The sequence below is a fragment of the Kitasatospora sp. NPDC001309 genome (genome assembly GCF_042896295.1).
Classification (GTDB): Bacteria; Actinomycetota; Actinomycetes; order Streptomycetales; family Streptomycetaceae; genus Kitasatospora.
This window is the reverse complement of sequence record NZ_JBIAXC010000010.1, coordinates 114,546-137,845: the sequence shown is the minus strand read 5'-3', so window position 1 is coordinate 137,845 and position 23,300 is coordinate 114,546. Positions and strand designations below refer to the sequence as shown.

The window sequence follows — 23,300 nt, the reverse complement described above, 5'->3', positions numbered from 1 at the left end:
GTCGCCTGGGGCGGGCGGGCCGGGCGCTTCATCGCTCGGGCCGCCGGAACAGTGCGGCCCACAGGCCGGGCCGGCCGAACCGGCTCGCGTCCGGCGCCGATTCGTCGCGCATCCGCCGCAGCTCCACCTCCTGGAGGCCCAGCGGCCCCTCGACGAAGATCCGGCGCAGTTCGTCGGCGGTGTAGGCCGGGGCGCCGTGCGGGGCGCCGTCCCGGTACAGCTGCGCGTCCGGGGTCCGCGTCCCCGCCCCGTCGCCGTCCGGCGCGCAGCAGACCAGTCCCAGGTGTCCGCCGGGCGCCGTCAGCCGCGCCAGCAGCGCGAGGTAGCCGGGCCGGCGGTGCGGCGGCAGGTGCTGGAAGAGGCCCGAGTCGTAGACCAGGTCGTACGGACCGGTCAGGGCGGCCGCCACCGGCCCGAAGGCGTCCCCGTGGTGGAAGCGCACTCCCAGGTCGAAGCCGAGGTGGTACTCGAACTGCTCCTGGCGGCTGCGCGCCTGGTCCAGGGCCCGCTGGTCGCGGTCGAGCCCGTCCATGGCGAAACCGTGCATCCGCAGGTGGAGGGTGTTGCGGCCGTTGCCGCAGCCGAGGTCGAGTCCGCGTCCACCCGGGGACGCCCCGATCACCCCGCGGTCCAGCAGGTCCGCCAGGCTTTCGTCCGGCTTCCCGCTGAGGGCCGGCACCGGCCGGCTCCGGTCGGCGTGTCGCGGCGCCCGTTCCCGCCGGGCCTGCGCGAACAGCCCGTCGAGCAGCTCCAGCAGTTCGTCCTCGGTCCGCACCACCCGTACGTCACCCTGTTCCTGCGCCATGTCCGCCTGCCCCTTTCGTCCCCCACGGTCGTCGCGACGCTACCGGGAACGGGCCCGCCCGCGCGGGCGGCGGGCGGGCCGACGGGACGGCTGCGGCGATCGCCCGCATCCGTTGCGGTCCGGGTCCGGGACCGGGTCCGGGGCCGTGGGCGTGCCTACGAGCCGGCGGTGGCCAGGGCCAGGGTGGTGGCCATCACCGGGCTGGTGAAGGTGTTCGTCGCGGCGCCCGGGTTCTGGTGGTAGGAGCCCCATTTGAGGTAGTTGCGGTCGCCGTCCCAGGTGGTGCCCTTGAAGGTGCCCGCGCCGGTGCTGAACGTCTGCTTCTTGCCGTCGAACCAGAAGTCGATCGTCCCGTCGGTGCGGCCCAGGTGGATCTTGAGCGCGTACGCGTGCCACTCGCCGTTGTTCACCGGCGCCGTCCACAGCGGGTGCGCCACGTGCTCGGTGTCCCATTCCTGGAGCCGCACCCGGCTGTTGGTGATGTCGATCTCGATCGGGTGGTTGGCGGTGCCCTCGCTGGGCGAGCACTTGAGCTGGAACACGTACCGGCTCTGGTCGTCCTTGATGTCCACCGTGGAGGACCAGCCCAGGTAGAAGGTGTCGCCGCTCCTGAGGTCCGGGCCGACCGTCTCGCAGCGTTCCTGGTTCGCGGCCTGGAAGGCCCGCCACACGTCGCCCTTGGCGGGGTCCTTGACGACGCCGAAGGTGCTCGGGGCGGCGCACTGCACGCCAGGGAAGGAGGAGGGGCCGGTCTTGGTGCTCGGGGTCCACAGGACCTTGCCCGCCGCCGCCGGGGCGGCGGCGGGGCTGTCGGCGGCGGCCGAGCCGCAGGAGACCGCGCAGGTGGCCAGGGCCAGGGCCCCGACGGCGAGCCGGCGGTGACGGGACAGGGGGGACATGACGCTCCCAACGGAAATCGGGTGGTCGAAATCGCTGGCTGCGATTCGACCACCCGACGGCCGGGCCGACCAGGCGGAACGACCGGCGGAAGTACTTTTAGGTCATGTCCGGGTCAATTCTGCCTACGGCGTGGGCCGCTGCCCTGCGCCCCCGGAGCCCCGGGAGTCCCCCTCGCCCCGGGAGCTTCCGGGCGGCGGCGCGTCGTACGAGGAGGTGCCCTCGTCCAGCAGCGGCTCCTGGGTCTTGAGGTGCGCGGGGGCCAGCGCCCGCAGCGCGTGGTAGCCGGTGATGACGACCAGGGTGCCCAGTGCGATGCCGCTGAGGCTGAACGTGTCGCTGAACTTGAGGGTCACGTTGCCGATGCCGATGATGATGCCCGCCGCGGCCGGCACCAGGTTCAGCGGGTTGCGCAGGTCGACCCCGGACTTGATCCAGATCTGGGCGCCGAGCAGCCCGATCATGCCGTACAGGATGACGGTGATGCCGCCGAGCACCCCGCCCGGAATGGCCGCCACGACGGCGCCGAACTTCGGGCAGACGCCGAACAGCAGGGCGAAGCCGGCCGCGGCCCAGTAGGCGGCGGTGGAGTAGACCCGGGTGGCGGCCATGACGCCGATGTTCTCGGAGTAGGTGGTGTTGGGCGGGCCGCCGAGCGCGGTGGAGAGCACCGAGCCGATGCCGTCCGCGGAGATCGCGGTGCCCAGCTTGTCGTCCAGGTTCTCGCCCGTCATCTCGCCGACCGCCTTGACGTGCCCGGCGTTCTCGGCGACCAGCGCGATCACCACGGGCAGCGCGACCAGGACGGCGGACCACTGGAAGGAGGGGCCGTGGAAGGCGGGCAGGCCGATCCAGTCCGCCTTGCCGACGCCGGAGAGGTCCAGGCGCCAGTGGTCGGTCAGCTGCCCGCCCGGGCCCACCGAGTGGATCCTGCCGAAGACCCGGTCGAAGACCCAGGAGATCCCGTACCCGAAGACCAGCCCGAGGAAGATCGCCACCCGCGACCAGAAGCCGCGCAGGCACACCACCGCGAGACCGGTGAACAGCATCACCAGCAGCGCCGTCCACTGGTCCTGCGGCCAGTACGTGGAGGCGGTGACCGGGGCGAGGTTGAAGCCGATCAGCATGACGACGGCGCCGGTGACGATCGGCGGCATCGTCGCGTGGATGATCCGCGCCCCGAAGTACTGCACCGCCAGGCCCACCAGGAACAGCACCACGCCCACCACGAGCACCGCGCCGGTCACCGTCGCGCTGGTGCCGCCCTGGGCCCGGATCACCGCGGCGACCCCGACGAAGGACAGCGAGCAGCCGAGGTAGCTGGGCACCCGGCCGCGGGTGGCCAGCAGGAAGATCACGGTCGAGACGCCGGACATCATGATCGCCAGGTTGGGGTCGAGCCCCATCAGCACCGGGGCGACGAAGCTCGCCCCGAACATGGCGACCACGTGCTGGGCGCCGAGCCCTGCCGTACGGGGCCAGGAGAGCCGTTCGTCGGGGCGGACGACCGCTCCCGGTGCGGGCGTCCGCCCGTCACCGTGCAGCTTCCAGCGCACGCCGAGATCCATGTGGGGGTTCACTTTCTGTCAACTTCCGGGGGGTGTCCGCACCATTCTGGTGCGTCCCGGCCCCGGATCGCGCCACCGGCCCCGCTCCTGACCTGCGCACTCGCACGCGGGCGGCGGGGGTGGGGCCGGGGCCGGGGGAGTACGACGGGGCGTCAGCCCCGGGCGTCGACGGCCGCGTTCGCCAGGTCGCCCAGCCAGGCGTCCAGGCCCTGACGCAGGATCGCGGTGGCGGCCGGGACGTCCGCGTCGACCTGCGGCCCGGTGTGGGTCTCCTCGGTGCGCACCAGGACGCCGCCGCGCACCGGGGTGAAGGTCCACACGTGCACGCCGTCGATGTGCAGGCCCTCGGCGACGGCGGGGCCGGTCCAGCGGATGCAGGCGCCGGGGCGCAGCTGCCGGACGGTGGAGGTGATGTCCAGGGCGGGGGCGGTGGTGGCGGGGTTGGGCGGCAGCGGGGTGGTCCAGTGGAACGCCGAGCCGGCCCGCAGCGGACCGCGGTCCAGGCGCTCGGCGCCCGACACGGCGTGCTGCCAGGACGGCCAGCGGGCGACGTCGGTCTGCAGCCGCCAGACGGTGGACAGCGGCGCGTGGATCACGGCCTCGGTGCGGTAGCGGACCCGGGCGGCGGGGTCGACGCCCTGTCCCCGGCAGGTGAGCGGGGCGGCGGGGGAAGCGGCGGTGGCGGCCTGGGCCGGCACGGCGGCGGTGCCGAGCACGGCGGCGGCGAGGGCGGCGGCGAGGGCGGCGGCGGACAGGGCGGCGGACAGGGCGGTGCGGATGCCGGACATGGCGGTCCCCTTGGGTCGACGGAGGTCTGGTGGATCCGTTAGGTGTTCTGTCGTTCGTTAGAAGTTGTAACTCCTGAGTCCGGCCGGGGTCAACAGGGCCAGTGATAGCCTCTAACCAAAACGTGAGGATGTAGCCCACCGGCACGGAAGGCGGCGGAGCATGGCGAAGGCGGAGGCGGACACCGCGACCCCCAGGGAGCGCTACCGCGCCCAGGTGCGCGAGGAGGTCAAGCGGCACGCCCGGGAGCAGATCGCCACGGCCGGGGCCTCCGCGCTCTCCCTCAACGCCATCGCCAAGCGGATGGGTCTGAGCGGGCCCGCGCTCTACCGCTACTTCGCCGGCCGCGACGAGCTGATCACCGCACTCGTCCGCGACGCCTACCGCAGCCTCGCCGACACCCTGCGGGTGGGCGCCGAGGGCGGCGCCGACCCGCGCGCGCTGGCCCACGCCCTGCGGCTGTGGGCCCTCGCGGACCCCCAGCGCTACTTCCTGATCTACGGCACCCCCGTGCCCGGCTACCACGCCCCCGAGGACACCACCGCGATCTCCGGCGAGATCATGACGGTCCTGCTGGACGCCTGCGCCGCCGCCCCCGCCGGGCGGGAGTCGCCCCCCGCCGCGCTCGCCGACCACCTCGCCGACCACCGCGACTGGGCCTCCGGCCACCCCGCCCCGCCCGAGGCGCTGCACCGCTTCCTGAGCCTGTGGACCCGCCTGCACGGCGTGCTGTCCCTGGAGCTGGCCGGCCACTTCGCCGGGATGGGCTTCGACCCGGCCCTGCTCTACGCCGCCGAACTCGACGACCTGCTCGCCTGAGCGCCTGCCGCCGGCCCTTGAATGTGATCCGTATTACATATGTCACAACACATGTGTCGTGACATATATCGTGTACCGTCTTCGGTATGAGCACTACAGCGAAAACCCCGACCCTTGTCTTCGTCCCCTGCTTCTCCGGCGCTCCGTGGAGCGCCGAGCAGCTCGCCCCCTACGGTGAGGCGCCCCGGCGGACGCTGCGCCTGCCCGAGGTCGTCGACGACATCGAGCGCTACGCCGACCACGTCGAGAACGCGGTCGCTGACCTGGACGACTACGTGCTGGTCGGCGACTCCTTCGGCGCGAACATTGCCCTCGCGCTCGCGACCCGCCGCCCGCGCGGCCTGCGCGCCCTGGTCCTGTCCGGCGGATTCGCGGCCAACCCGGTCGACTCCACGGCGTGGAAGGCCCTGATGCGGGCGATCGGCTCGGCCCGCGGCCCGCTGTACCGGCAGCTGACGCTGCGCGCCCACGCCCACCGGCTCGCCTCCCCGTTCGACGGCGAGGGGCAGGTGCCCTGGAGCGAGGCGCGCAGCCGTGAGCTGTTCCTCGTCAACACCCCGGCCGGCTCCTTCGGCGCCCGACTGCGGGCCGTCCTCACCGCCGACTACGTGGGCGTGCTCGGCCGGGTCCAGGTCCCGACCCTGCTTCTGAGCCCCTCGCACGACGTGCTGATCGGCGAGGACGCCGCCAAGGTCATGCTCGCGGGCATCCCCGACGCCCGGGAGGTCGTGCTGCCGCGCACCGGTCACATGTTCCGCTTCTCCCACCCGGCCACCTACGCTGCTGCGGTCGAGGACTTCCTCGACACCCTGCCGACCATCGACCCCACCACCCGGAAGGACGCCGGTGCGTAAGGCCGAACACCTGCGGTTCGCGATCCTGGCGGCCCAGCGCGAGGGCAACCGGCTGCTGATCCAGGCTCTCAAGCCCCACGGCATCACCCCGTCGCAGGCCGAGGTGCTGCGCCTGCTCCAGCAGCACGGCACCTTGAGCCTCAACGGGCTCGGGCAGTTGCTGGTGTGCGAGAGCGGCACCAACCCCAGCCGCCTGGTCGAGCGCGTCGTCGCGGCCGGGCTGGTCGAGCGCCGCCCCGACGAGGCGGACCGCCGCTACCTCCAGCTCAGCCTCACCCCCGAAGGCGTGCGCCTGGCCACCGCCGTCGCCGAGATCGAGGAGTCTCTATACGCCGGGATGGACGCCGCCGCCGAGGGCCTGGACACCGACGCGATGCTCGCCTTCCTGCACCGGTTCATCGACCCCTTGCCCTCGGGTGAGGCCCTCAACAAGCGCCTCGGCCTCGACTGACACCACGACCCCGACCGGCGCCACGACGCCGACCGGCACCACGGCCTCGACCGACAGCACGGCCTCGACCGACAGCACGCTCCGCTCGCAGGAGATGCCGACGGGACGTCACAGCAGCTTCGCCCGTGCCGCCTGGATGCCCGTCTGGAACCGGGTCCGGGCCCCGAAGCGGTCCATCACCTGATCTCGCATGGGTATGCGCGAAGCACCGTATTCCTGGCGTTGGACAGCCCAGCAGAGCGTCAGTCAGTGGCAGAGCCACGACCACCGGAGACCCAGTTGCGACTATCAGTGTCAGTGGGGCGCATTATGGTGATCGCGTTGACCGAAAGGGGGTTGGCCGGGTGATCCGTGCGTATAAGTTCCTCATGCGGCCGACCATGGGTCAGCAGCAAGCGCTTGCTCAGATGTTGGGGGATCATTGTTCGCTTTACAATGGCGCGTTGCAGGAACGGCGTGACGCCTTCGGGCACGGGTCGAAGACCACGATCCGGTACGGCGATCAGTCGGCGCAGCTCAAGGAGATCCGGGCGTTCGATCCGGAGCGTCAGGGCCGCTGGTCGTTTTCCTCGCAGCAGGCCACGTTGCGCAGGTTGGACAAGGCGTTTGCCGCATTTTTCCGCCGGGTCAAGTCCGGTGAGACGCCGGGCTATCCGCGCTTTCGTGGGGTGAACTGGTTCGACACGGTGGACTTCCCCAGGGACGGGGACGGCTGCCGCTGGGATTCCACACCACATGATCCGGTCACCCGTGTCCGGTTCCAAGGTGTTGGACACGTCAAAGTCAATCGGCACCGGCTGGTGATGGGGAATGTCAAGACCCTCTCGGTCAAGCGTGAGGGCAGGCGCTGGTACGTGGTGCTGACTGCCGAACAGGGTGAACCGGAGCCGCTGCCCGCGACCGGCTCCGTGGTTGGCATCGACATGGGCATAGCCAACTTCCTCGCCGACTCCAACGGTGAGTTCGTCCCCAACCCCCGCCACAGGGCCAAGGCAGCCGCGAAACTCGAAGCCGCGCAGCAGGCCCTGTCACGATGCAAGCGGCGTGGCAACCGCCGCAAGAAGGCCGTCCGGCGCCTAGGGCCTGTCCGGCGGATCTTGCCAGGCGCGCGACGCCGGGCATCCCGCCTGGACGCACGCCCGAATCGCCCAAGTACGTCCAGTGCGAGGCCGACTCGGGCGCACGCCCAGCCGGGCGCCCAACGCCGCGCGCTGATCTGCCAAGATCCGCCGGACAGGCCCTAGCCGACCTGCACCGCAAGGTTCGTCGCCAGCGTCTCGATCACGCCCACAAGACCGCCTTAGTCCTGGTCCGTGAACATGACCTGATCGCGCACGAAGACCTCAAGATCCGCAACATGGTCAAGGCTCCCGTGCCGAAGCCCGACTCCGACCGGCCAGGCAGCTTCCAGCCCAACGGGGCCAGAGCGAAGGCCGGGCTCAATCGGTCGATCTCGGATGCCGGTTGGGGGGTGTTCCTGACGATCCTGCACGCCAAGGCTGAAAGCGCCGGACGGGAGGTGATCGCCGTGGACCCCCGCAACACCTCCCGCACTTGCCCCCGTGATCAGTGTGGGCACGTTGCGGCGGAGAACCGGCCCACCCAGGACACCTTCCACTGCGTCGTGTGCGGCTACCAGGCGCACGCTGACACGGTGGGAGCCGTCAATGTTCTACGGGCCGGGCTGGTCCGTCGCGACGCTCGGAAGGGTTAGCGAGAAGCCCCCGGCGTCAGCTGGGGGAGGAGTCACGACCCTTTCCCGCATCGGCAATCTCGTGCTCGCTGCTCCTGCAGCCAACGTCGACCCGCCGCAGTACTTCAACGACCCGGTGGACGCCGGCGACAGCTTCACCGCCTCCGTGGTCAACAGCGGCGGCTCCACCTACACGCTGCGGATCACCGACACCACCAAGGGCTGGACCGAGACCACCGACCAGCAGCTCGACGGACAGAACGTCAGCGCCGAGGCCGTCATAGAGTCCCCGAGCCAGAGCTACCCGTCCTTCGACCGCCTGGACTTCTCCGGCGTCACCGTCAACGGCCAGGTCTTCGACAGCTACTCGCCGCAGGCCATCAACAGCGGCCAGTACACCGAGACCCCGCTCAGCAACGGCGCCTTCGCCATCGTCCCCGCCTGACGCCCCCGCGCCACTGCCACCGCCCGTAACCGCACCGCCCGCCCCGGCCCGCACCCCACGCGGGCCGGGGCGGGCGCACGCGTTCCGGGGCGTACGGCGCCGCACCGCACCCCGATCCGCCCGCGCCGCACCCCACCCGCCCCCACGCCGACCGCACACAATGCGGTGAACCGTGCACGACCGTGTACGTGCGACCAGGGGAACGCCACGATGGACAGCACCTCCGCCACGACCGTCCTGGCCGACGTCGCCGTGGTCCTGCTCACCGGCGTCGCCCTGACCCCGCTGCGCACCCGGCTGCGCCAGCCCGCCGTGGTCGGCGAGATCGCCGTCGGGGTCGTCCTCGGCCACGGCGTGCTCGGCCTGCTGCCCGGCGACCCCACCGAACGGCTCTTCCCGCCCGCCGCCCGCGCCCACCTCGCCGTCCTCGCCCAACTCGGCATCGTGCTCTTCATGTTCGCCGCCGGCTGGGAGCTCGACCTGCGCCGGCTGGCCGGCCGGGCCCGCACCGTGCTGGCCGTCACCACCGCCTCCCTCGCCCTGCCCTTCGCCCTCGCCGCCGTCCTCGCGGCCGCCCTGCTCGCCCGCCACCCCGCCCTGGCCGGACCGGCCGCCACCCCGGCCCTGTTCACCGTCTTCCTCGGCATCGCGCTGTCCGCCAGCGCCCTGTCCGTCCTGGCCCGCATCGTCGAGGAGAACCGCCTCCAGGCCGACGGCACCGGCGTGCTCGCCACCGCCTGCGGCGCCCTCACCGAGATCCTCCTGTGGTGCGCCGTCGCCGCCGTGGCCGCCGCCGCCCACGGCCCCGACCACGGCGGCCTGCCGGCCGCCCTCGCCCGGATCGCCGGCTGCGCGGCCGCCCTGGTCCTGCTGGTCCGCCCGCTGCTGCGCCGCCTGCTGCTCGGCCCCGCCCGGCGCGCCGTCACCGACCGGCCGCTGCTGGTCCTGCTCGCCGTCGCCGGCGCCGCCCTGCTCTGCGCCTGGACCGCCTCCCGGCTCGGCCTGCACGCGGTGATCGGCGCCTTCGCCCTCGGCCTGGCCATGCCCCGGGACGCGGGGGAGGAGCTGCGCCGGGCCGTCCAGCTGCCGCTGCGCAACGCCGGCGCCCTGCTCGTCCCGGTCTTCTTCGCCCTCACCGGGCTGTCCGTGGACCTGCACGGCATCGACGCCGCTGGCCTGCTCGCCGCCGCGCTGCTGCTGGCCGTGGCCTGGGGCGGCAAGTTCGCCGGGGCCGTCCTCGGCGCCCGCCTCACCGGCGTGCCCCGCCGCGAGGCCGCCACCCTGGGGGTGCTGCTGAACACCAAGGGCCTGGGCGAGGTCCTCATCCTGACGCTGGGGCGGGACCTGGGCATCATCGGGGAGCGGCTGTTCACGGTCCTGCTGCTGACCGCCCTCGCGGCCACCCTGCCGGTCAACCCCCTCGTGCACCGCCTCGCCGGCCGGGCCGGCGCACCGGCGCCGCGCCCGCTCCTGGAGGCCCGGGCGGCCCCGGGCGCCCCGGGCGGCTGACCCGGGGCGCCCGGTCGCCCTCCGGCCGGGGCGACCGGGCCCGCGTCAGCGCAGGCCGGCGAAGAGGTCCTGCTCCGGCAGGGCGGCGCCGGTGGTGTCGCGGACCCGGACGAAGGTCTCCGTGCCCATCAGCTCGGTGAAGCGCTCCTTGCCCATCCGCAGGAAGAAGATGTTCTCGCCCTGGCTGGCGTGCGCGGCCAGCGCGTCGTACTTCTGGCCGCCGAAGGCGTGGGTGTCCACCCAGGTGGTGACCTCCTCGTCGGGCAGCCCGATCGGGGGCAGCTCGGGCTCGGGGGCCCGCCCGGCCCCGGCGGCGGCCTCCCCGGCCTCCCCGGCGTCCGCGGCCTCGCCGGCCTGCTCGTCCCAGTCGGTGCCGAACTCCTGCATCGCCTCGAAGAAGCGCTTCATCGACGAGTGCGGCGCGGTGGTCCAGTACACCTTGGACGTCACGTCCGGGACCAGCTCCAGGGCGGCCATGGTGATGCGGTGGGCCTGGATGTGGTCGGGGTGGCCGTAGAAGCCGTTCTCGTCGTAGGTGACGACGACGTCCGGCCGGTAGCGGTGCAGCAGTTCGGCCAGCCGGGCGGCGCCCTCGGCGACCGGGGTGCCCCAGAACGAGCCGGGGGCGTCGTTGGCGGGCCAGCCCATCATCCCGGAGTCGCCGTACTCCAGGAGTTCGAGGTGCTCGACGCCCAGGACCCGGCAGCTGGCCTCCAGTTCCTTGCGGCGCAGCGCCGCGACCGCGGCCGGGTCGTGCCCGTCCTCGCCGGGCTTGACGCCGCCGGGGCCGTCGCCGCAGGCGCCGTCGGTGCAGGTGACCAGGACGGTGCGGACGCCCTCGGCGGCGTAGCGGGCGAGGACGCCGCCGGTGCCGGTGGCCTCGTCGTCGGGGTGGGCGTGCACTGCCATCAGGGTCAGGGGCCGGTCGGCCATGGTCTCGTCCTCGGTTCGTATGGGTGATCCACCCCCAGTCTGCCCGGCCGCTCCGACACCCCGCCGCCCGCCCTCGCCCGACGCCGTGGCCGGCGCCGTTCCGCGCCGGTCGCCGCGAACTGATATGAATGTTCTTCGGACAAGCCATTCACAACAGTTGACGCATCCTCACCCGAGGGCACCCCCGCCCGCTGAGGCCGTCCCCGAGGCGGCCCCCTGAGGCCGCCCCCGACTCCCGTCCGGGTAGCCCGCACTACCCGAGCGGGTGTCCGCCCGGGCCCACCCGAGTACCCGTACTCGGGTGGGCCCGGCGCCGCGCGCACCAGCATGGGGCCGTGCACCCGGCAGCGACCCCGAGGATCGGCACCCGCGCCACACCCTCGCCGGCTACCGGCCCTGACAACCGTCCTGACCGCCCCGTCCGGCCCGAATGGCCCACAGATCCGGCGGTCAATTGGATACCCCATTGGGGCATCGGTCCTGGCTAGGGTCGAGGCACACGCTGCGCCGCGAGAACGGGCGCACGCCAACGGGAGGGAACCCATGCGCAAGATCATCATCGGGCTGGCCGCCACCGGTCTGCTCCTCGCCGGCACCGTCGCCACCGCCGGCACCGCCGAGGCCGCAGGCACCCGCTGCGGCGACTGGAGCACCGCCGAGCCGCTGCTCAAGTACGGCGCCACCGGCGACGCCGTCAGGGAGCTCCAGTGCGAGCTCAACTACTCGCTCAACCCCGACGTCTTCGGCAAGACCACCGTCGACGGGGTCTTCGGTGACGACACCCTGCGCCGCGTCCGCATCTTCCAGAACTGTATGCCGAACCTCCAGGTCGACGGCCAGGTCGGCCCGCAGACCTGGGGCCAGCTGGACTGGTGGAGCTCCAAGGACGCCTACCCCAACTGCACGGCCATCTAGGTAGGAACAGCTGGCAGGAACAGCTGGCAGGAACAGCTGGTAGGAACAGCTCGTGGCAAACCCGGGGGCGGGGCATCCGGAGCCCCGCCCCCGGGCGCCGTCCGAGCACCGGCCCCGTCAAGGAGATGGTCCACCGTGCTGATCGCCGACTTCGACGCCTACGGCCGGGTCGCCGACTTCGACCCGGCGACCGGACGGCTCGGTCCCGACCGCACCGCCGACCCCGGGCAGCCGACGCACGGCCACTACGGCCGGCTCGGCGGCACCCTGGTGGTGTTCTACCGGGCCGGGGACGGGCTGCGGATCCGGGTGGGGGAGCGGGACCTGCTCCTCGACACCGCCACCACCGTCCGGCACCGGATCGCCGAGCCGCAGTGCGTGCTGACCGTCGGCCAGGCCGTCGAGTTGCGCTACCCGGTGCCGCCGGAGTGGTACGGCCTGGCCGACGACCCGACCCCGTTCGTCGAGGCCGAGGACTTCGACGCCTACGGCCTGTTCGCCGCCGACGTCCTGGCCGCCCCCGGGCGGGCGGCCCGCGTCTACCGCTGACGCCCGGCCGGGTCCTGCGGTCAGTCGTCGTCGAGCCCGCGGCCCAGGACGGCCGGGCCGAGGTCGGCGGGCAGGTGGCCCGCCGCCAGGGCGACGGCCTCGGCGGCCGAGGGGGCTTCGGCGAGGACGCGGGAGAGCGGCTCCTTGCCCGGCGAGTTGTAGAGCGGGTTGTCCCGGACGTAGTAGGGGCCGTTCGGCGAGGGGGTGACGGCCACCTCGTCGCGGAACGGGAAGTCGGTGCAGGAGCTGAACGCGACCGTCCAGTGGCTGAGGTATACGGAGAGCCGCCGCAGCCGCGGTTCGGCGTGGGCCGCTTCCACGAGGGCGGTGAACTCGGGGAAGTCCTCGGTCCGGGCCGCGTGCTCCCGCACGTGCCGCCACTGCAGGGCCACCACCGCGGCCGCCCCCTGGGCGAGGGCGTCGGCGAACTCCACGGCGCACTCGAAGGGCAGTTCCGCCGCCATCTCCCGCAGGCTCCGGCCCGCTCCCCAGGCCACGCCCGCCCGGACGACGGCCGCGAGGTCGGTCGTCCCGCCGCCGATGAGCTGGTTGCTCCCGCTGCGGCCCGCGATGCCGAACCGTCGGCGCGGGGCTTCGTCGATGTAGACGGAGAGCGGCTCGCGGTCGGGGGTCGAGGAGGCGATGCGCGCCGCGGTGAGCGAGCCCGGTGCTCGGGGCGTCACCGCGAGGGCGATGCCGAGGCCGGCCGCCGTCCGCTCCAGCAGCGCGGCCAGGCTGCCCGCGGCAGCCACGTCGGGGTAGAGGTCGCAGTCCATGGCAGCACTCTGTCGCCGCCGCGCGGTGAACGGAAGGGCGGGCACGGGCCGCTGCGCCGCCGTCAGCAGCGCCGGTCGGGCCCCGGGTGGTGTCCGCGGGCCGCGCCCGCGCCGCCGGACAGGGCCCGCAGGGCGGCCCGGGCGGCGGCCTCGCCCTCGTCGTACTGGTGGGCGCGGGCGGCGAGCAGGGCGGCGTCGAGGTGGCGGGTGGCCTCCGCGCGGCGGCCGCTGGCGGCCAGGGCGCGGCCGTACAGGGTCTGCAGGACGACCCGGCGGGCGGCCGGGAAGGGCGGTTCGGCCACGGCGAGGCCGCAGGCGGCGTGGTGGGCGGCTGCCTCGGGGTCGCCACCGGCCAGGCAGGTGTCGGCGAGGTGCTGGCGGGCGAGGGCGACGAGGTCGGCGCGGCCGGCCTGTTCGGCCAGGGCGAGGGCGCTGCCCAGCAGGTCCCGCACCCGGGCGGGGACGTTCCCGGACCCGGGCCGGCCGTAGCGGGCGAGCGCGGCGGCGAGGTTGACCAGGGCGACGGCCTGGGCGCTGCGGTCGCCGGCCAGGGCGGCCAGGCCGGGGGCCCGTTCGAGGTGGACCAGGGCCTGCTCGGGCCGGCCCTCCTCCAGCAGCACCCAGCCGAGCAGGGCCCGGGCCCGGGACTGGGCACCGGGGTCGAGGTCGGCCTCGGCGGCGGCGAGCCCGTGTTCGAGCAGCGGCACCCAGCCGTCCCGGACCTGCCACACGATCAGCGGCCACTGCAGCAGCACCAGCCGCCAGGCCCGGTCGTGCAGTCCGGCCCCGACCGCCGCCTCGACCGCGCCGCGCAGGGTGTCGCGTTCGGCGGCGTACCAGGCCAGGGCGCTCGCCCGGTCGGGGAAGGGGCGCACCTCGACGGGCCGCCGGGCCCCGGCGGGCAGCTCGCAGCACGGTTCGCTGCCGGGCTCGGCGGCGGCGCTCGCGGCGAGCAGGGTGTTCAGCAGGTGGTCGAGGAGCCGGGGCAGGGTGTCGGAGTCGTCCTCCTCGGGCGGGGTGCGCAGGCTGCGGGCGTAGAGGCGCACCAGGTCGTGCAGGGTGTAGGCGTCCCGGTCGATCTCGACCACCAGGTGGGCGGTGGCCAGCTGCCCCAACGCGCCCGCGACGTGGGGAAGTTCGACGTCGGCGAGGGCGGCGGCGGTGCGGCTGTCGAGGGTGGTGCCGGTGTGGGTGCCCAGGCGGCGGAACAGCCGGCGGGCGGGGGTGGACAGGTGCTGGACGGTCAGCGCCAGGGCGGCGGCGACACTGGTGTCCTCCACCTCCAGCAGCCCCAACCGGCCCTGCTCGTCGGCGAGTTCGTCGGCGAGCGCGGCAAGCCCCTGGTGCGGGCAGGTGGCGAGGCGGGCGGCGGCCAGGCGCAGGGCGAGCGGCAGCCCGTCGCACAGCCGGGCGAGCCGGGCGGCGGCCTCGGGCTCGGCGCCGACCAGGTCGGGGCCCAGGTCGGGGCCCAGGGTGGTGGCGAGCAGGCTGACGGACTGCGGGGCGGACAGTTCGGCCAGCGGGACGGGCCGGGCGGCGTCCGAGGCGACCAGCCCGCCGAGCCGGTCGCGGCTGGTCACCAGGGTGACGCAGCCGTCCCCGTCGGGCAGCAGCGGGCGGACCTGCTCGGAGCGGCGGGCGTTGTCGAGCACGATGAGCATCCGGCGCCCGGCGGTCAGCTCCCGGTAGCGGGCGGCCAGCGCCTCGGGGGAGGAGGGCATCTGCTCCGCGGGCAGGCCGAGGGCGAGCAGCAGTTCGCGCAGCACCGCGCCGGTGGCGCGTTCGGGCAGCGGACTGTGCCCGCACAGGTCGACGAACAGCCGCCCGTCGGGGAAGTCGGCCTGGCGCTGGTGCGCCCAGTGCACGGCGAGGGCGGTCTTGCCGACCCCGGCCCCGCCGGTGACGACGGTGATGGCGCCGGGGGCGCGGGCGGCCCGGTCGAGCGCGGCCAGCTCGTCCTCGCGCCCGGAGAACCCCCGGGGCCGCCGGGGGAAGGGCCACGGCGCGGGGACGGGCTCCGCCGGCACGGGGGCGGGGGCGGGGACCGGCGCGGGGGCGGGGGCGGGCGTCGTCGCGGGCCCGGATGCCGTCGCGGGCCCCGGTGCCACGTCGCCGAGCAGCACCAGCTCGTGGGCCTCGGCGAGCTCCGCCCCGGGGTCGATGCCCAGCTGCTCGGCCAGGGTGCGGCGGGCGCGGTGGAACCACTCCAGCGCCTCCGGGCGCCGTCCGGCCCGGCCGAGAGCCGTCACCAGCGCGGCGACCAGCGACTCCCGCAGCGGATTGAGCGCGGCCTCGGCGGCCAGCACGCCCACGGCCGCGCCGTGGTCGCCGAGCCGCCCGTGGGCGCGGGCCAGCTCCTCCACGGCGGACAGCCGCAGCTCCTCCAGCGCCCGGGCGGCGCACTGCAGCGGCAGGCTGGGCTCGGTGCCGGCGAGCGCGGGTCCGCGCCACAGCGCGAGCGCTTCCCGCAGGGCCGTCACCGCCCGGTCGGGCTCACGGGCGGCGTCGGCCTCCTGGACGAGCCGTTCGAAGCGCCGGGCGTCCACCGCCGCCTCGGGCACCCGCAGCAGGTAGCCGCCGCTGCCACCGCTGCCGTCGGTGGCCAGCTCGACCCCGGCCTCGGGGGCCCGGTGCTCGGCCAGGACCGCGCGCAGCCCGGAGACGTGGTTGTGGATGACGGTGCGGGCGTGCCGGGGCGGCTCCTCCTCCCAGAGGGCCTCGGTCAGCCGGTCGATGCCGACCGGCGCGCCGGGGTTCAGCGCCAGCGTGGCCAGCAGGCTGCGGCGTTTGGGCGAGCCGAGGGCGAGCTCCCGCCCGTCCGCGGTCACCACGGCCACCGAGCCCAACAACCGGAAGTCCACCAACGCCCCCACCTGACCAGCAAATATAACAAGCATATGACAGTAAGGGATCTGTCGATAACACACGGTGCCCCCTGTCCGGAGCACCTCGCACCACCCCGCCCGGCGCCCTGGACGGACCCGTACCCGATCGGATCCAATACCACCTCCGGACACCAGGGCAGGGGACCGATGCTGACCGACACCTCGACCGCCGCGGGCAGGGCGATCCTGCTCCACGACCGCTACCCCACGCTCGACGAGCTCACCGCCACCGCCCACCACCTGGCCGCCCGCCACCCCGGACGCTGCCGGCTGCGCACCCTCGGCACCTCCCGGGCCGGGCGCCCCCTCCAGCTCCTCTCGATCGGCCCCGCCGACCCCCGCCCCGCCGACGGCCCCCGCCCCGGCGCCGACGTCCTGGTCGTCTCCGGCGCCCACGCCGACGAGTTCTCCGGCCGCGCCGGCCTCGTCGAACTCGCCCACCGGGCCCTGGCCCGCCCCGCCCGGCACCCGGCCACCACCTGGCACCTGCTGCTCTGCCTCGACCCCGACGGCGCCCACCTGGCCGGCGGCGGCCTGCTCGCCCGCACCCTGCCCGCCTACTTCGCCGGCTACTACCGCCCCGCCGCCGAGGAGCAGCCCGAATGGGCCCCGGCGATCGGCGGCCGCCTCCCCGAGAGCCGGATCCTGCTCGACCTGATCGACGAACTGCGGCCCGCCCTCCAGCTCTCCCTGCACACCGCGGACGTCGGCGGCACCTTCCTCCAGGCCACCGCCGACCCGACCGCCCTCGCCGCCCCCTTCGCCCGCTCCGCCGCCGCCTTCGGCATCCCGGTGGAGACCGGCTCCTTCGACACCCACCGGCTGCCCGCCGTTAGCCCCGGCGTCTTCCTGATGGAGCCCGAGCACATCGACACCCAGGAGAACACCACCGGCATGCTCACCGACCAGGACGAGGCCCGGGGCGGCGCCCGGGCCGCCACCTGGTTCGCCCCCCGGCGCCACGGCGGGCGCACCGTCGTCGTCGAGGTACCCGCCTGGACCAGCCACCACCTGGGCGACGACGCCCCCGTCCCCGCCCAGGACGCCGACCGCCACCTGCGCGCCGCCGCCGACCACCTGCGCGAGCGCGGCCGACAGCTCACCGCCCTGCTGACCGCCCTCCCCCCGCACGAGGACCCGCACGACACCCCGCTGCTGCGCGCCACCCGCACCCAGCTCACCGCACTGCGCCAACTCGCCGACGCCTGGGACCCGCGCACCCCCGAGGGCCCCCGCCCGGCACCGCCCCCGCTCACCCGCGCCCACCTGGCCGGCATCGACCTGTGGGCCCACCGCATCCCGGTCCGCGCCGCCGCCCTGCTGCGCCGCGCCATCCCCGCCCAGGACCCCCGCCCCGCCGCCCTCCTCGACACCTGGTGCGCCCACTACCGCCACCGCTTCCGCCCCACCTGGCTCCCCGTCACCCGCCAGGCCGCCCACCACGCCAACACCGCCGAAGCCGCCGCGGCCGCCGTCCCCCTCCCCTGACCGCCCGCCCCGCGCGGGGCGGGCTCAGGACTCGACGGGGTCGCGCAGGGCGGGGCGGGGCGGGGGAGCGGGGTCGTCCTCGGAGAGCAGGGAGCCCCGTACACGCTGGACGTAGCGCTCGATCAGGTGGCACAGCACGCTGACGGTCGCGGCGACGTCCGGTTCCGGGACGCCGTCCAGGGCGTCGGTCAGGCCGGTGATGTTGGCCTGTTTCAGCCGCTCGAGCAGAGCGTGGCCGTCGGGGGTGAGGGCGACCCGGCGGGCCCGGCGGTCCAGGGCGTCGGGGGTGCGGGCCACCAGGTGCTGGCTCTCCAGGCGGTCGATCTGCCGGGTGACGTGGGAGGGCTTGACCATCAGCCGGGCGGCCAGGTCGCCCACCCGGCTGGGCCCGTCGGCCTCGGCGAGGGCGCGCAGCAGGTAGACGTCCGAGCGTGCGGCGGTGATGCCGGCCTTGGCGGTGCGGCGCTCGTGTTCCTGGGAGCGGGTCAGCAGGTAGGCCAGCGAGGCCAGTACGGCCTCCAGGTCTGCGGTGGCGGTGTCCGCGGTGGCGGTCCGATCGTCTGCGGCGTCCGACATGGGGGAACTTTAGCGGCCGGTGCGCCTCCCGGCTGCGGCGCAGACCGGTCACCGGATTTCGGACAGATTCGGCGCCCACCGGATGGGCCCTTTCGCCGCCACGGACCGCGAGTTAGCGTGACAGCGAGTTAGTTGCTTTTGGCACGTAAATGCTCCGGGCCCGCACGCCCGCCGCACCCGCGTGCCCCGCACGGCCGCACCCTCGCGTGCCCCGCACGGCACCGCGGGCCGGACCGGACCGACCCATCCGGCACAGCCAGCTCCGAGAGGGGAGCCCCCCATGGCCACCGCCGCACAGACCCCCCGCTTCACCCACCCCGCCGCCCGCGGCACCTGCCCCTTCGCCCCGCCGCCGGCCTACCAGCAGGCCCAGCAGGACGAGCCGATCAGCCGCATCTCCCTCTGGGACGGTTCCCCCAGCTGGCTGCTCACCCGCCACGAGGACATCAAGGCGGTGCTCTCCGACGCCCGGTTCAGCTCCGACTCCACCCGCCCCGGCTTCCCCTTCGTCAGCGCCGGCGCCCGCCAGCTGAACAACGGCCAGCCCGTCTTCATCCGGATGGACGACCCCGAGCACGCCCGCCTGCGCCGGATGCTCACCGGCGAATTCATGATCAAGAAGGTCGAGGCGCTGCGCCCCGAGGTCCAGCGCATCGCCGACGAACTGCTGGACAGGATGACCGAGGGCCGCACCGGGGCCGACCTGGTCCGCGAGTTCGCCCTGCCGCTGCCCTCCCTGGTCATCTGCCTGCTGCTCGGCGTCCCCTACCAGGACCACGAGTTCTTCCAGGAGTGCAGCCGGGTCCTGCTGCGCCGCGACTCCTCGGTCGAGGACGTCATCGCCGCCCAGGCCCGGCTGACCGACTACCTGGAGGAACTCACCGACACCAAGCGCACCCACCCCGACGACGGCATCCTCAGCCGCCTGGTCGAACGCGGCGAACTCAACACGGCGGAGATCGGCGCGATGGGCCGGCTGCTGCTGGTCGCCGGGCACGAGACCACCGCCAACATGACCGCGCTGTCCGTCCTCGCCCTGCTGCGCCACCCCGCCCAGCTCGACCACCTGCGCCGCCACCCCGAGGCCGTCCCCGGCGCCGTCGAGGAACTGCTGCGCTACCTGACCATCGTGCACTCCGGCCTCACCCGGGTCGCCACCGAGGACGTCGAGCTCGGCGGGGTGCGGATCCGGGCCGGCGAGGGCGTCGTCTGCATGATCAGCACCGCCAACCGGGACACCGCGCAGTTCACCGACGGCGACAGCCTCGACCTGACCCGCGACGCCCGCCGCCACCTCGCCTTCGGCTTCGGCGTCCACCAGTGCCTGGGCCAGCCGCTGGCCCGGCTGGAACTGCAGATCGCCCTCGACACCCTGCTGCGGCGCCTGCCCGAACTGCGCCTGGCCACCGCCTTCGAGGACGTCCGCTTCCGCGGCGAGATGCTCATCTACGGCGTCCACGAGCTGCCCATCGCCTGGTAGTCCGGGCCCGCCCCCACCCCCGAACCCTCGCCCCCGAACTCCCCACCACCCCCGAAGGGAACCCCATGCTCGTCCTGATCGACCAGGAGAAGTGCTGCGGCGCCGGCCACTGCGTGCTCGCCGCCCCCGAGGTCTTCGACCAGCGCGACGAGGACGGCATCGTCGTCCTGCTCGACGCCCGCCCCCCGGCCGGCCTCCACCAGGCCGTCCAGGACGCCGCCGCGGTCTGCCCGGCCGCGGCGATCACCCTGGAGAACGTGTGACCGCACTGCGCGAGGTGGCCGTCGTCGGGGCCGGCGCCGCCGGACTGCACGCCGCCGAGGCGCTGCGCCGGGCCGGCTACGACGGCCGCCTCACCCTCGTCGGGGCCGAGCCCGAACCCCCGTACGACCGGCCGCCGTTGTCCAAGCAGCTGCTCGACGGCCGGCTGCCGGCGGACAAGCTGGCCCTGCGCGGGAGCGCCGCCCTGGCGGAGCTGCGGCTGGACCTGCGCCTGGGGGTGGCGGCCGAACGCCTGGACCGCGGCGCCCGCACCCTGCACCTGGCCGACGGCCGGCAGGTGCGCTGCGACGCCCTGGTGGTGGCCACCGGCGTCCGCCCGCGCCGGCTGCCCGGCGCCGAGACGCCGCTGCCCGGCGCCCACGTGCTGCGCACGCTGCCCGACGCCCTCGCCCTGCGCGAGGAACTACGGCCGGGCGCACGGCTGTTGGTGGTCGGCGGCGGACTGCTCGGCGCCGAGGCGGCGGCCACCGCCGTCGGGCTCGGCGCCGAGGTGACCTGGCTGGTGGCGGCCGCCGCGCCGCTGGCCGCCGTCCTGGGCGCCGAGACGGCCGCGCTGCTGACCGGCCTGCACCGCGAGCACGGGGTGCGGATCCACCGGGGCGCGGCCGCCGCCGTGCTCCGGCGGCACGGCCGGGCCGCCGGCGTACGGCTCGCCGACGGCGGCGAGCTGGCCGCCGACGCCGTCCTGATGGCGATCGGCTCGGTGCCGGCCACCGAGTGGCTGGCCGGCAGCGGGGTCCCGCTGGCCGACGGCGTGGCCTGCGACGCCCACTGCGCCGCCGGCCCCGGCGTCTGGGCGGCCGGCGACGCCGCCTCCTGGCCCGACCCGCGCACCGGCCGCCGCCGGCGCCTCGAACAGCGCACCAACGCCACCGACCAGGCCCTGCTCGCCGCCCGCAACCTGCTGGCCGGCCCGGACGGCACCCGCCAGGCCTACGCGCCGGTCCCGTACCTGTGGACCGACCAGTACGGCCTGCGGGTGCAGGCCTTCGGCAGCCCGGGCGCCGCCGACCGCTTCGAACTGGTCGACGGCAGCCTCGCCGAGCACCGCTTCGCCGCCGCCTGTCTGCGGGAGGGCCGGGTCACCGGCGCGGTGGGCATCGCCGCCGCCCGCGCCCTGCGCGGACTGCGCGCCCAGGTCGCCGCCCACGGCCCCTGGCCGCCCGCCGCCGAACGGGAGGCCGCCCCGGTCGGCTGAGCCGGGGGCCGAGGGCCGAGGGCCGGGGGCCGGCGGGCCAGGGCTGGGTGCTGGGAGGCCGCCCGGCCGCCCGGCCGGCAAGGGGCGGCGGCCGGCCGACCCGGCGGTATCGAGGGCAAATCGCTACATTAGGGGCATTTGGCAGCAGCAGCGCCAGGCACCGTGCGCCCACGCAGAGAAGGCCGACCGCCTTCGGAAAGGGTCCCCATGCACCCCGCCCTCAGCCCCGCCGTCCTCGCCGAACTGCGCCGGCCCCGGCCCTACCCGGCGGTGTCCGTCCTGATGCCCACCCACCGCCGCGAACCCGACAACACCCAGGACCCGGTACGGCTGCGCAACCTGCTGGCCGAGGCGAAGGAGCGCCTCCAGGCCGACCCCGAGGTCTCCCGGGCCGACCGGATCGACGTGGTCGGGCAGCTCGACAAGGCCCTCGCCGAGGTCGACCTGGTGCACGCCGAGGACGGCCTGGCGATCCTCGCCGCGCCCGGCGAGCACCAGGTGTGGACCTTCGCCCGCACGGCCCCCGCCCGGGTGGTGCTGTCCGACACCTTCCTCACCCGCAACCTGGTCTCCGCCCAGGCCGCCGAGCGCCCCTACTGGGTGCTGGCCGTCGCCGCCGACCGGGCCGTGCTGTGGAGCGGCACCCCGGAGCGGGTCACCGAGGACCGCGCCCACGGCTTCCCGCTGACCCGCGCCTTCTTCGACAACCCCGACCCGGAGCGCCGCGAGCGCATCGGCGACACCCCCAGCACCTTCCGCGACGAGGAGACCAAGACCTTCCTGCGCCAGGCCGACACCGCGCTCGGCAAGGTCCTGGCCGCCGACCCCCGCCCGCTGTACGTGGTCGGGGAGGCGCCCGCCCTGGCCCTGCTGGACGCCGCGGGCCCGATCGCCAAGGAGGCCACCGCCCAGATCCCGCACGGCGGCCTCGCCCAGGCCGACGTCGAGACCGTCCGCAAGGTGGTCGGGCCCGCCGTGCGGGCCCACGCCGAGCAGGAGACCGCCGACGCCCTCGCCCGGCTGGACAAGGCCCGCGGCCGCTCCGGGTTCGCCGCCGGCCTCGACGAGGTCTGGCAGGCGGTGGGGGAGGGGCGCGTCGCGCTCCTGGTGGTCGAGGAGAACCACCGCGCCACCGTCCGCGACGCCGGCGAGCACCTCGTCCCCGCCGAGCCCGGCGAGGCCGGCGCCCGCGAGGACATCGTCGACGAGGTCGTCGAGCGCGCCCTCGACACCGGGGCCCGGGTCGCCTTCGTCCCCGACGGCACCCTCGCCGACGCCCGCGGCATCGCCGCCGACCTGCGCTACTGAGCGCACCGACCCCTCACCGTCGCGCCCGGGCCGCGCCTCAGCGCCCGTCCCGCGCCGCACCGCCCGGGCGCGACGGCCGTCAACTCCCCGGCCCCGCACGGCAGTACGGTCCGCGGGCGCCGCGTCAGGTGCTCCACCGGCCGGTCCCAGCACGCCCCCGCGGCGGGGATGACGCACCCTCATGACCCGCCCGGCGTCAGCAGTGCGAGGCTTCGGCCATGGACGTCGACCCACCACCGCGCCGCCGCCGGACCGCGGCGGCCCCCGCCGCGCTCGCCGCCGCCCTCACCGCCGCGCTCCTCGCGGGCTGCTCCTCCGGCGGCGAGGGCGCGGTCTTCGTCACCGAGAAGGGCACCAGCATCGGCCGGGCCGCCGCCGACGGGCGCCGGGACGCCCCCGAGGTGACCGGGCAGACCCTGGAGGGCGGCCCGGCGGCCCTCGCCGACCACCGGGGCAAGGTCGTCGTCGTCAACATCTGGGGCTCCTGGTGCGGCCCCTGCCGCACGGAGGCGCCCGCCCTGGAACGCCTGCGGCAGCACTACCAGGGCCAGGACGTCGAGTTCCTCGGCATCAACACCCGCGACCAGGACATCGCCAACGCCCGGCGCTTCCAGCAGGAACAGGGCCTGACCTACCCCAGCCTGTTCGACCCGGCCGGCACCCAGCTGCTCAGGTTCCCCGCGGGCACCCTCGACGCGGGCTCCCTCCCGACCACCCTGGTGGTCGACCGCCGCGGCCGTCTCGCGGCGCGCGCCCTCGGCGGCCAGAGCTACGATGCCCTGGAGTCCATGGTCGAGCCCGTGCTCGCCGAGAAGTCCGGCTGAGCGCGGCCGAGTGCGGCCGGGTCCGGCCGAGCGCGGTGGCGCCCCGCCGGGGCGTAAATCGTTTGGGCGGGCGGGTCGTCGGCTGCTACCGTCTGCCCAGCCGTGCGACCGATGCGAGGAGGTGAGACCCATGAAGGCAGGAACCGCGTGGGTGCTCCCCCTCGTCGCCACGGTGGGCGATTGACGTTGGCGTCGCCCGGGAGCGCCTCAGGCAAGGCACTTCCGAAAGGCAGCACCATGAGTGCGCCGCATCCTGCCC

General features: G+C 74.9%; 21 protein-coding genes and 1 pseudogene. 14 read left to right on the top strand and 8 right to left on the bottom strand.

Translation table 11 applies throughout. The annotated features are described in order from the left end of the window. Nucleotides 1-28 precede the first annotated feature (28 nt). From ACFY2K_RS13455 to ACFY2K_RS13440, 4 genes are all read right to left on the bottom strand, one after another. Entirely contained in the window at nucleotides 29-805 is a 777-nt protein-coding gene (locus tag ACFY2K_RS13455) for an SAM-dependent methyltransferase (RefSeq protein WP_380593596.1), read from the bottom strand. Between the two features lie 155 nt (nucleotides 806-960). Continuing rightward, nucleotides 961-1,704 (bottom strand): heparin lyase I family protein, encoded by a 744-nt coding sequence (locus ACFY2K_RS13450; RefSeq protein ID WP_375895796.1) that lies wholly within the window; start codon nucleotides 1,702-1,704, stop codon nucleotides 961-963. Between the two features lie 123 nt (nucleotides 1,705-1,827). Next, nucleotides 1,828-3,270: a uracil-xanthine permease family protein gene (locus ACFY2K_RS13445; protein WP_387711339.1), complete on the bottom strand. Its 1,443-nt coding sequence runs from the start codon at nucleotides 3,268-3,270 to the stop codon at nucleotides 1,828-1,830. A gap of 152 nt (nucleotides 3,271-3,422) precedes the next feature. Continuing rightward, on the bottom strand, nucleotides 3,423-4,058 hold the full coding sequence (locus tag ACFY2K_RS13440) for an SRPBCC family protein (protein WP_387711337.1): 636 nt from the start codon (nucleotides 4,056-4,058) through the stop codon (nucleotides 3,423-3,425). A gap of 160 nt (nucleotides 4,059-4,218) precedes the next feature. On the opposite strand from ACFY2K_RS13440, the gene ACFY2K_RS13435 reads away from it, so the two are divergent. The 6 genes and pseudogenes from ACFY2K_RS13435 to ACFY2K_RS13410 all read left to right on the top strand — a co-directional run bounded on the left by ACFY2K_RS13435 (nucleotide 4,219) and on the right by ACFY2K_RS13410 (nucleotide 9,827). After that, a complete protein-coding gene (locus ACFY2K_RS13435; protein WP_387711335.1) occupies nucleotides 4,219-4,875 on the top strand; it encodes a TetR/AcrR family transcriptional regulator in 657 nt (218 codons plus the stop codon). A gap of 86 nt (nucleotides 4,876-4,961) precedes the next feature. Further along, the gene (locus ACFY2K_RS13430) at nucleotides 4,962-5,729 is read left to right on the top strand and encodes an alpha/beta fold hydrolase (protein ID WP_380525311.1); all 768 of its coding nucleotides are present in this window, start codon (nucleotides 4,962-4,964) and stop codon (nucleotides 5,727-5,729) included. Then, nucleotides 5,722-6,180 carry a MarR family winged helix-turn-helix transcriptional regulator gene (locus ACFY2K_RS13425; RefSeq protein ID WP_380525312.1) on the top strand — a complete coding sequence of 153 codons (459 nt, stop codon included), beginning with the start codon at nucleotides 5,722-5,724 and terminating at the stop codon, nucleotides 6,178-6,180. The genes ACFY2K_RS13430 and ACFY2K_RS13425 overlap by 8 nt, the downstream gene beginning before the upstream one ends. 368 nt (nucleotides 6,181-6,548) lie before the next feature. After that, nucleotides 6,549-7,894, top strand: a pseudogene (locus tag ACFY2K_RS13420) (RNA-guided endonuclease TnpB family protein); the annotation flags it as partial. A 61-nt stretch (nucleotides 7,895-7,955) separates the two neighbouring features. Further along, the gene (locus tag ACFY2K_RS13415; protein ID WP_380593601.1) at nucleotides 7,956-8,318 is read left to right on the top strand and encodes a hypothetical protein; all 363 of its coding nucleotides are present in this window, start codon (nucleotides 7,956-7,958) and stop codon (nucleotides 8,316-8,318) included. 210 nt (nucleotides 8,319-8,528) lie between these two features. After that, the gene (locus ACFY2K_RS13410) at nucleotides 8,529-9,827 is read left to right on the top strand and encodes a cation:proton antiporter (protein WP_375895780.1); all 1,299 of its coding nucleotides are present in this window, start codon (nucleotides 8,529-8,531) and stop codon (nucleotides 9,825-9,827) included. A 45-nt stretch (nucleotides 9,828-9,872) separates the two neighbouring features. On the opposite strand, the gene ACFY2K_RS13405 is transcribed toward ACFY2K_RS13410, so the two are convergent. Next, a complete protein-coding gene (locus ACFY2K_RS13405; protein WP_387711332.1) occupies nucleotides 9,873-10,760 on the bottom strand; it encodes a PIG-L family deacetylase in 888 nt (295 codons plus the stop codon). Nucleotides 10,761-11,303: 543 nt separating this feature from the next. On the opposite strand from ACFY2K_RS13405, the gene ACFY2K_RS13400 reads away from it, so the two are divergent. Further along, entirely contained in the window at nucleotides 11,304-11,675 is a 372-nt protein-coding gene (locus ACFY2K_RS13400) for a peptidoglycan-binding protein (RefSeq protein WP_375895775.1), read from the top strand. A gap of 135 nt (nucleotides 11,676-11,810) precedes the next feature. Then, nucleotides 11,811-12,224 (top strand): hypothetical protein, encoded by a 414-nt coding sequence (locus ACFY2K_RS13395; protein WP_387711330.1) that lies wholly within the window; start codon nucleotides 11,811-11,813, stop codon nucleotides 12,222-12,224. A 20-nt stretch (nucleotides 12,225-12,244) separates the two neighbouring features. On the opposite strand, the gene ACFY2K_RS13390 is transcribed toward ACFY2K_RS13395, so the two are convergent. Both ACFY2K_RS13390 and ACFY2K_RS13385 read right to left on the bottom strand, forming a co-directional pair. Beyond that, nucleotides 12,245-13,000: a DUF6193 family natural product biosynthesis protein gene (locus ACFY2K_RS13390; protein WP_387711328.1), complete on the bottom strand. Its 756-nt coding sequence runs from the start codon at nucleotides 12,998-13,000 to the stop codon at nucleotides 12,245-12,247. Nucleotides 13,001-13,062: 62 nt separating this feature from the next. Further along, nucleotides 13,063-15,873, bottom strand: coding sequence for a BTAD domain-containing putative transcriptional regulator (locus ACFY2K_RS13385; RefSeq protein WP_387711326.1), 2,811 nt, complete (start codon nucleotides 15,871-15,873; stop codon nucleotides 13,063-13,065). Between the two features lie 159 nt (nucleotides 15,874-16,032). Here ACFY2K_RS13385 and ACFY2K_RS13380 point away from each other — a divergent pair, with 159 nt between their 5' ends. Continuing rightward, the gene (locus ACFY2K_RS13380) at nucleotides 16,033-17,373 is read left to right on the top strand and encodes a M14 family zinc carboxypeptidase (RefSeq protein WP_387711325.1); all 1,341 of its coding nucleotides are present in this window, start codon (nucleotides 16,033-16,035) and stop codon (nucleotides 17,371-17,373) included. Between the two features lie 24 nt (nucleotides 17,374-17,397). On the opposite strand, the gene ACFY2K_RS13375 is transcribed toward ACFY2K_RS13380, so the two are convergent. Then, the gene (locus tag ACFY2K_RS13375; RefSeq protein WP_387711323.1) at nucleotides 17,398-17,949 is read right to left on the bottom strand and encodes a MarR family winged helix-turn-helix transcriptional regulator; all 552 of its coding nucleotides are present in this window, start codon (nucleotides 17,947-17,949) and stop codon (nucleotides 17,398-17,400) included. 280 nt (nucleotides 17,950-18,229) lie between these two features. Here ACFY2K_RS13375 and ACFY2K_RS13370 point away from each other — a divergent pair, with 280 nt between their 5' ends. From ACFY2K_RS13370 to ACFY2K_RS13350, 5 genes are all read left to right on the top strand, one after another. Next, nucleotides 18,230-19,429: a cytochrome P450 gene (locus ACFY2K_RS13370; protein WP_375895757.1), complete on the top strand. Its 1,200-nt coding sequence runs from the start codon at nucleotides 18,230-18,232 to the stop codon at nucleotides 19,427-19,429. A gap of 65 nt (nucleotides 19,430-19,494) precedes the next feature. Then, nucleotides 19,495-19,692: a ferredoxin gene (locus ACFY2K_RS13365; protein WP_375895754.1), complete on the top strand. Its 198-nt coding sequence runs from the start codon at nucleotides 19,495-19,497 to the stop codon at nucleotides 19,690-19,692. Beyond that, complete coding sequence (locus ACFY2K_RS13360) at nucleotides 19,689-20,909, top strand: NAD(P)/FAD-dependent oxidoreductase (RefSeq protein WP_380525324.1); 1,221 nt, start codon at nucleotides 19,689-19,691, stop codon at nucleotides 20,907-20,909. Before ACFY2K_RS13365 ends, ACFY2K_RS13360 begins: the two co-directional genes overlap by 4 nt. Nucleotides 20,910-21,116: 207 nt before the next feature. Next, entirely contained in the window at nucleotides 21,117-22,217 is a 1,101-nt protein-coding gene (locus ACFY2K_RS13355) for a chemotaxis protein (protein ID WP_375895748.1), read from the top strand. A 218-nt stretch (nucleotides 22,218-22,435) separates the two neighbouring features. Beyond that, nucleotides 22,436-23,041: a TlpA family protein disulfide reductase gene (locus ACFY2K_RS13350; RefSeq protein WP_380525326.1), complete on the top strand. Its 606-nt coding sequence runs from the start codon at nucleotides 22,436-22,438 to the stop codon at nucleotides 23,039-23,041. Nucleotides 23,042-23,300: the final 259 nt, after the last annotated feature.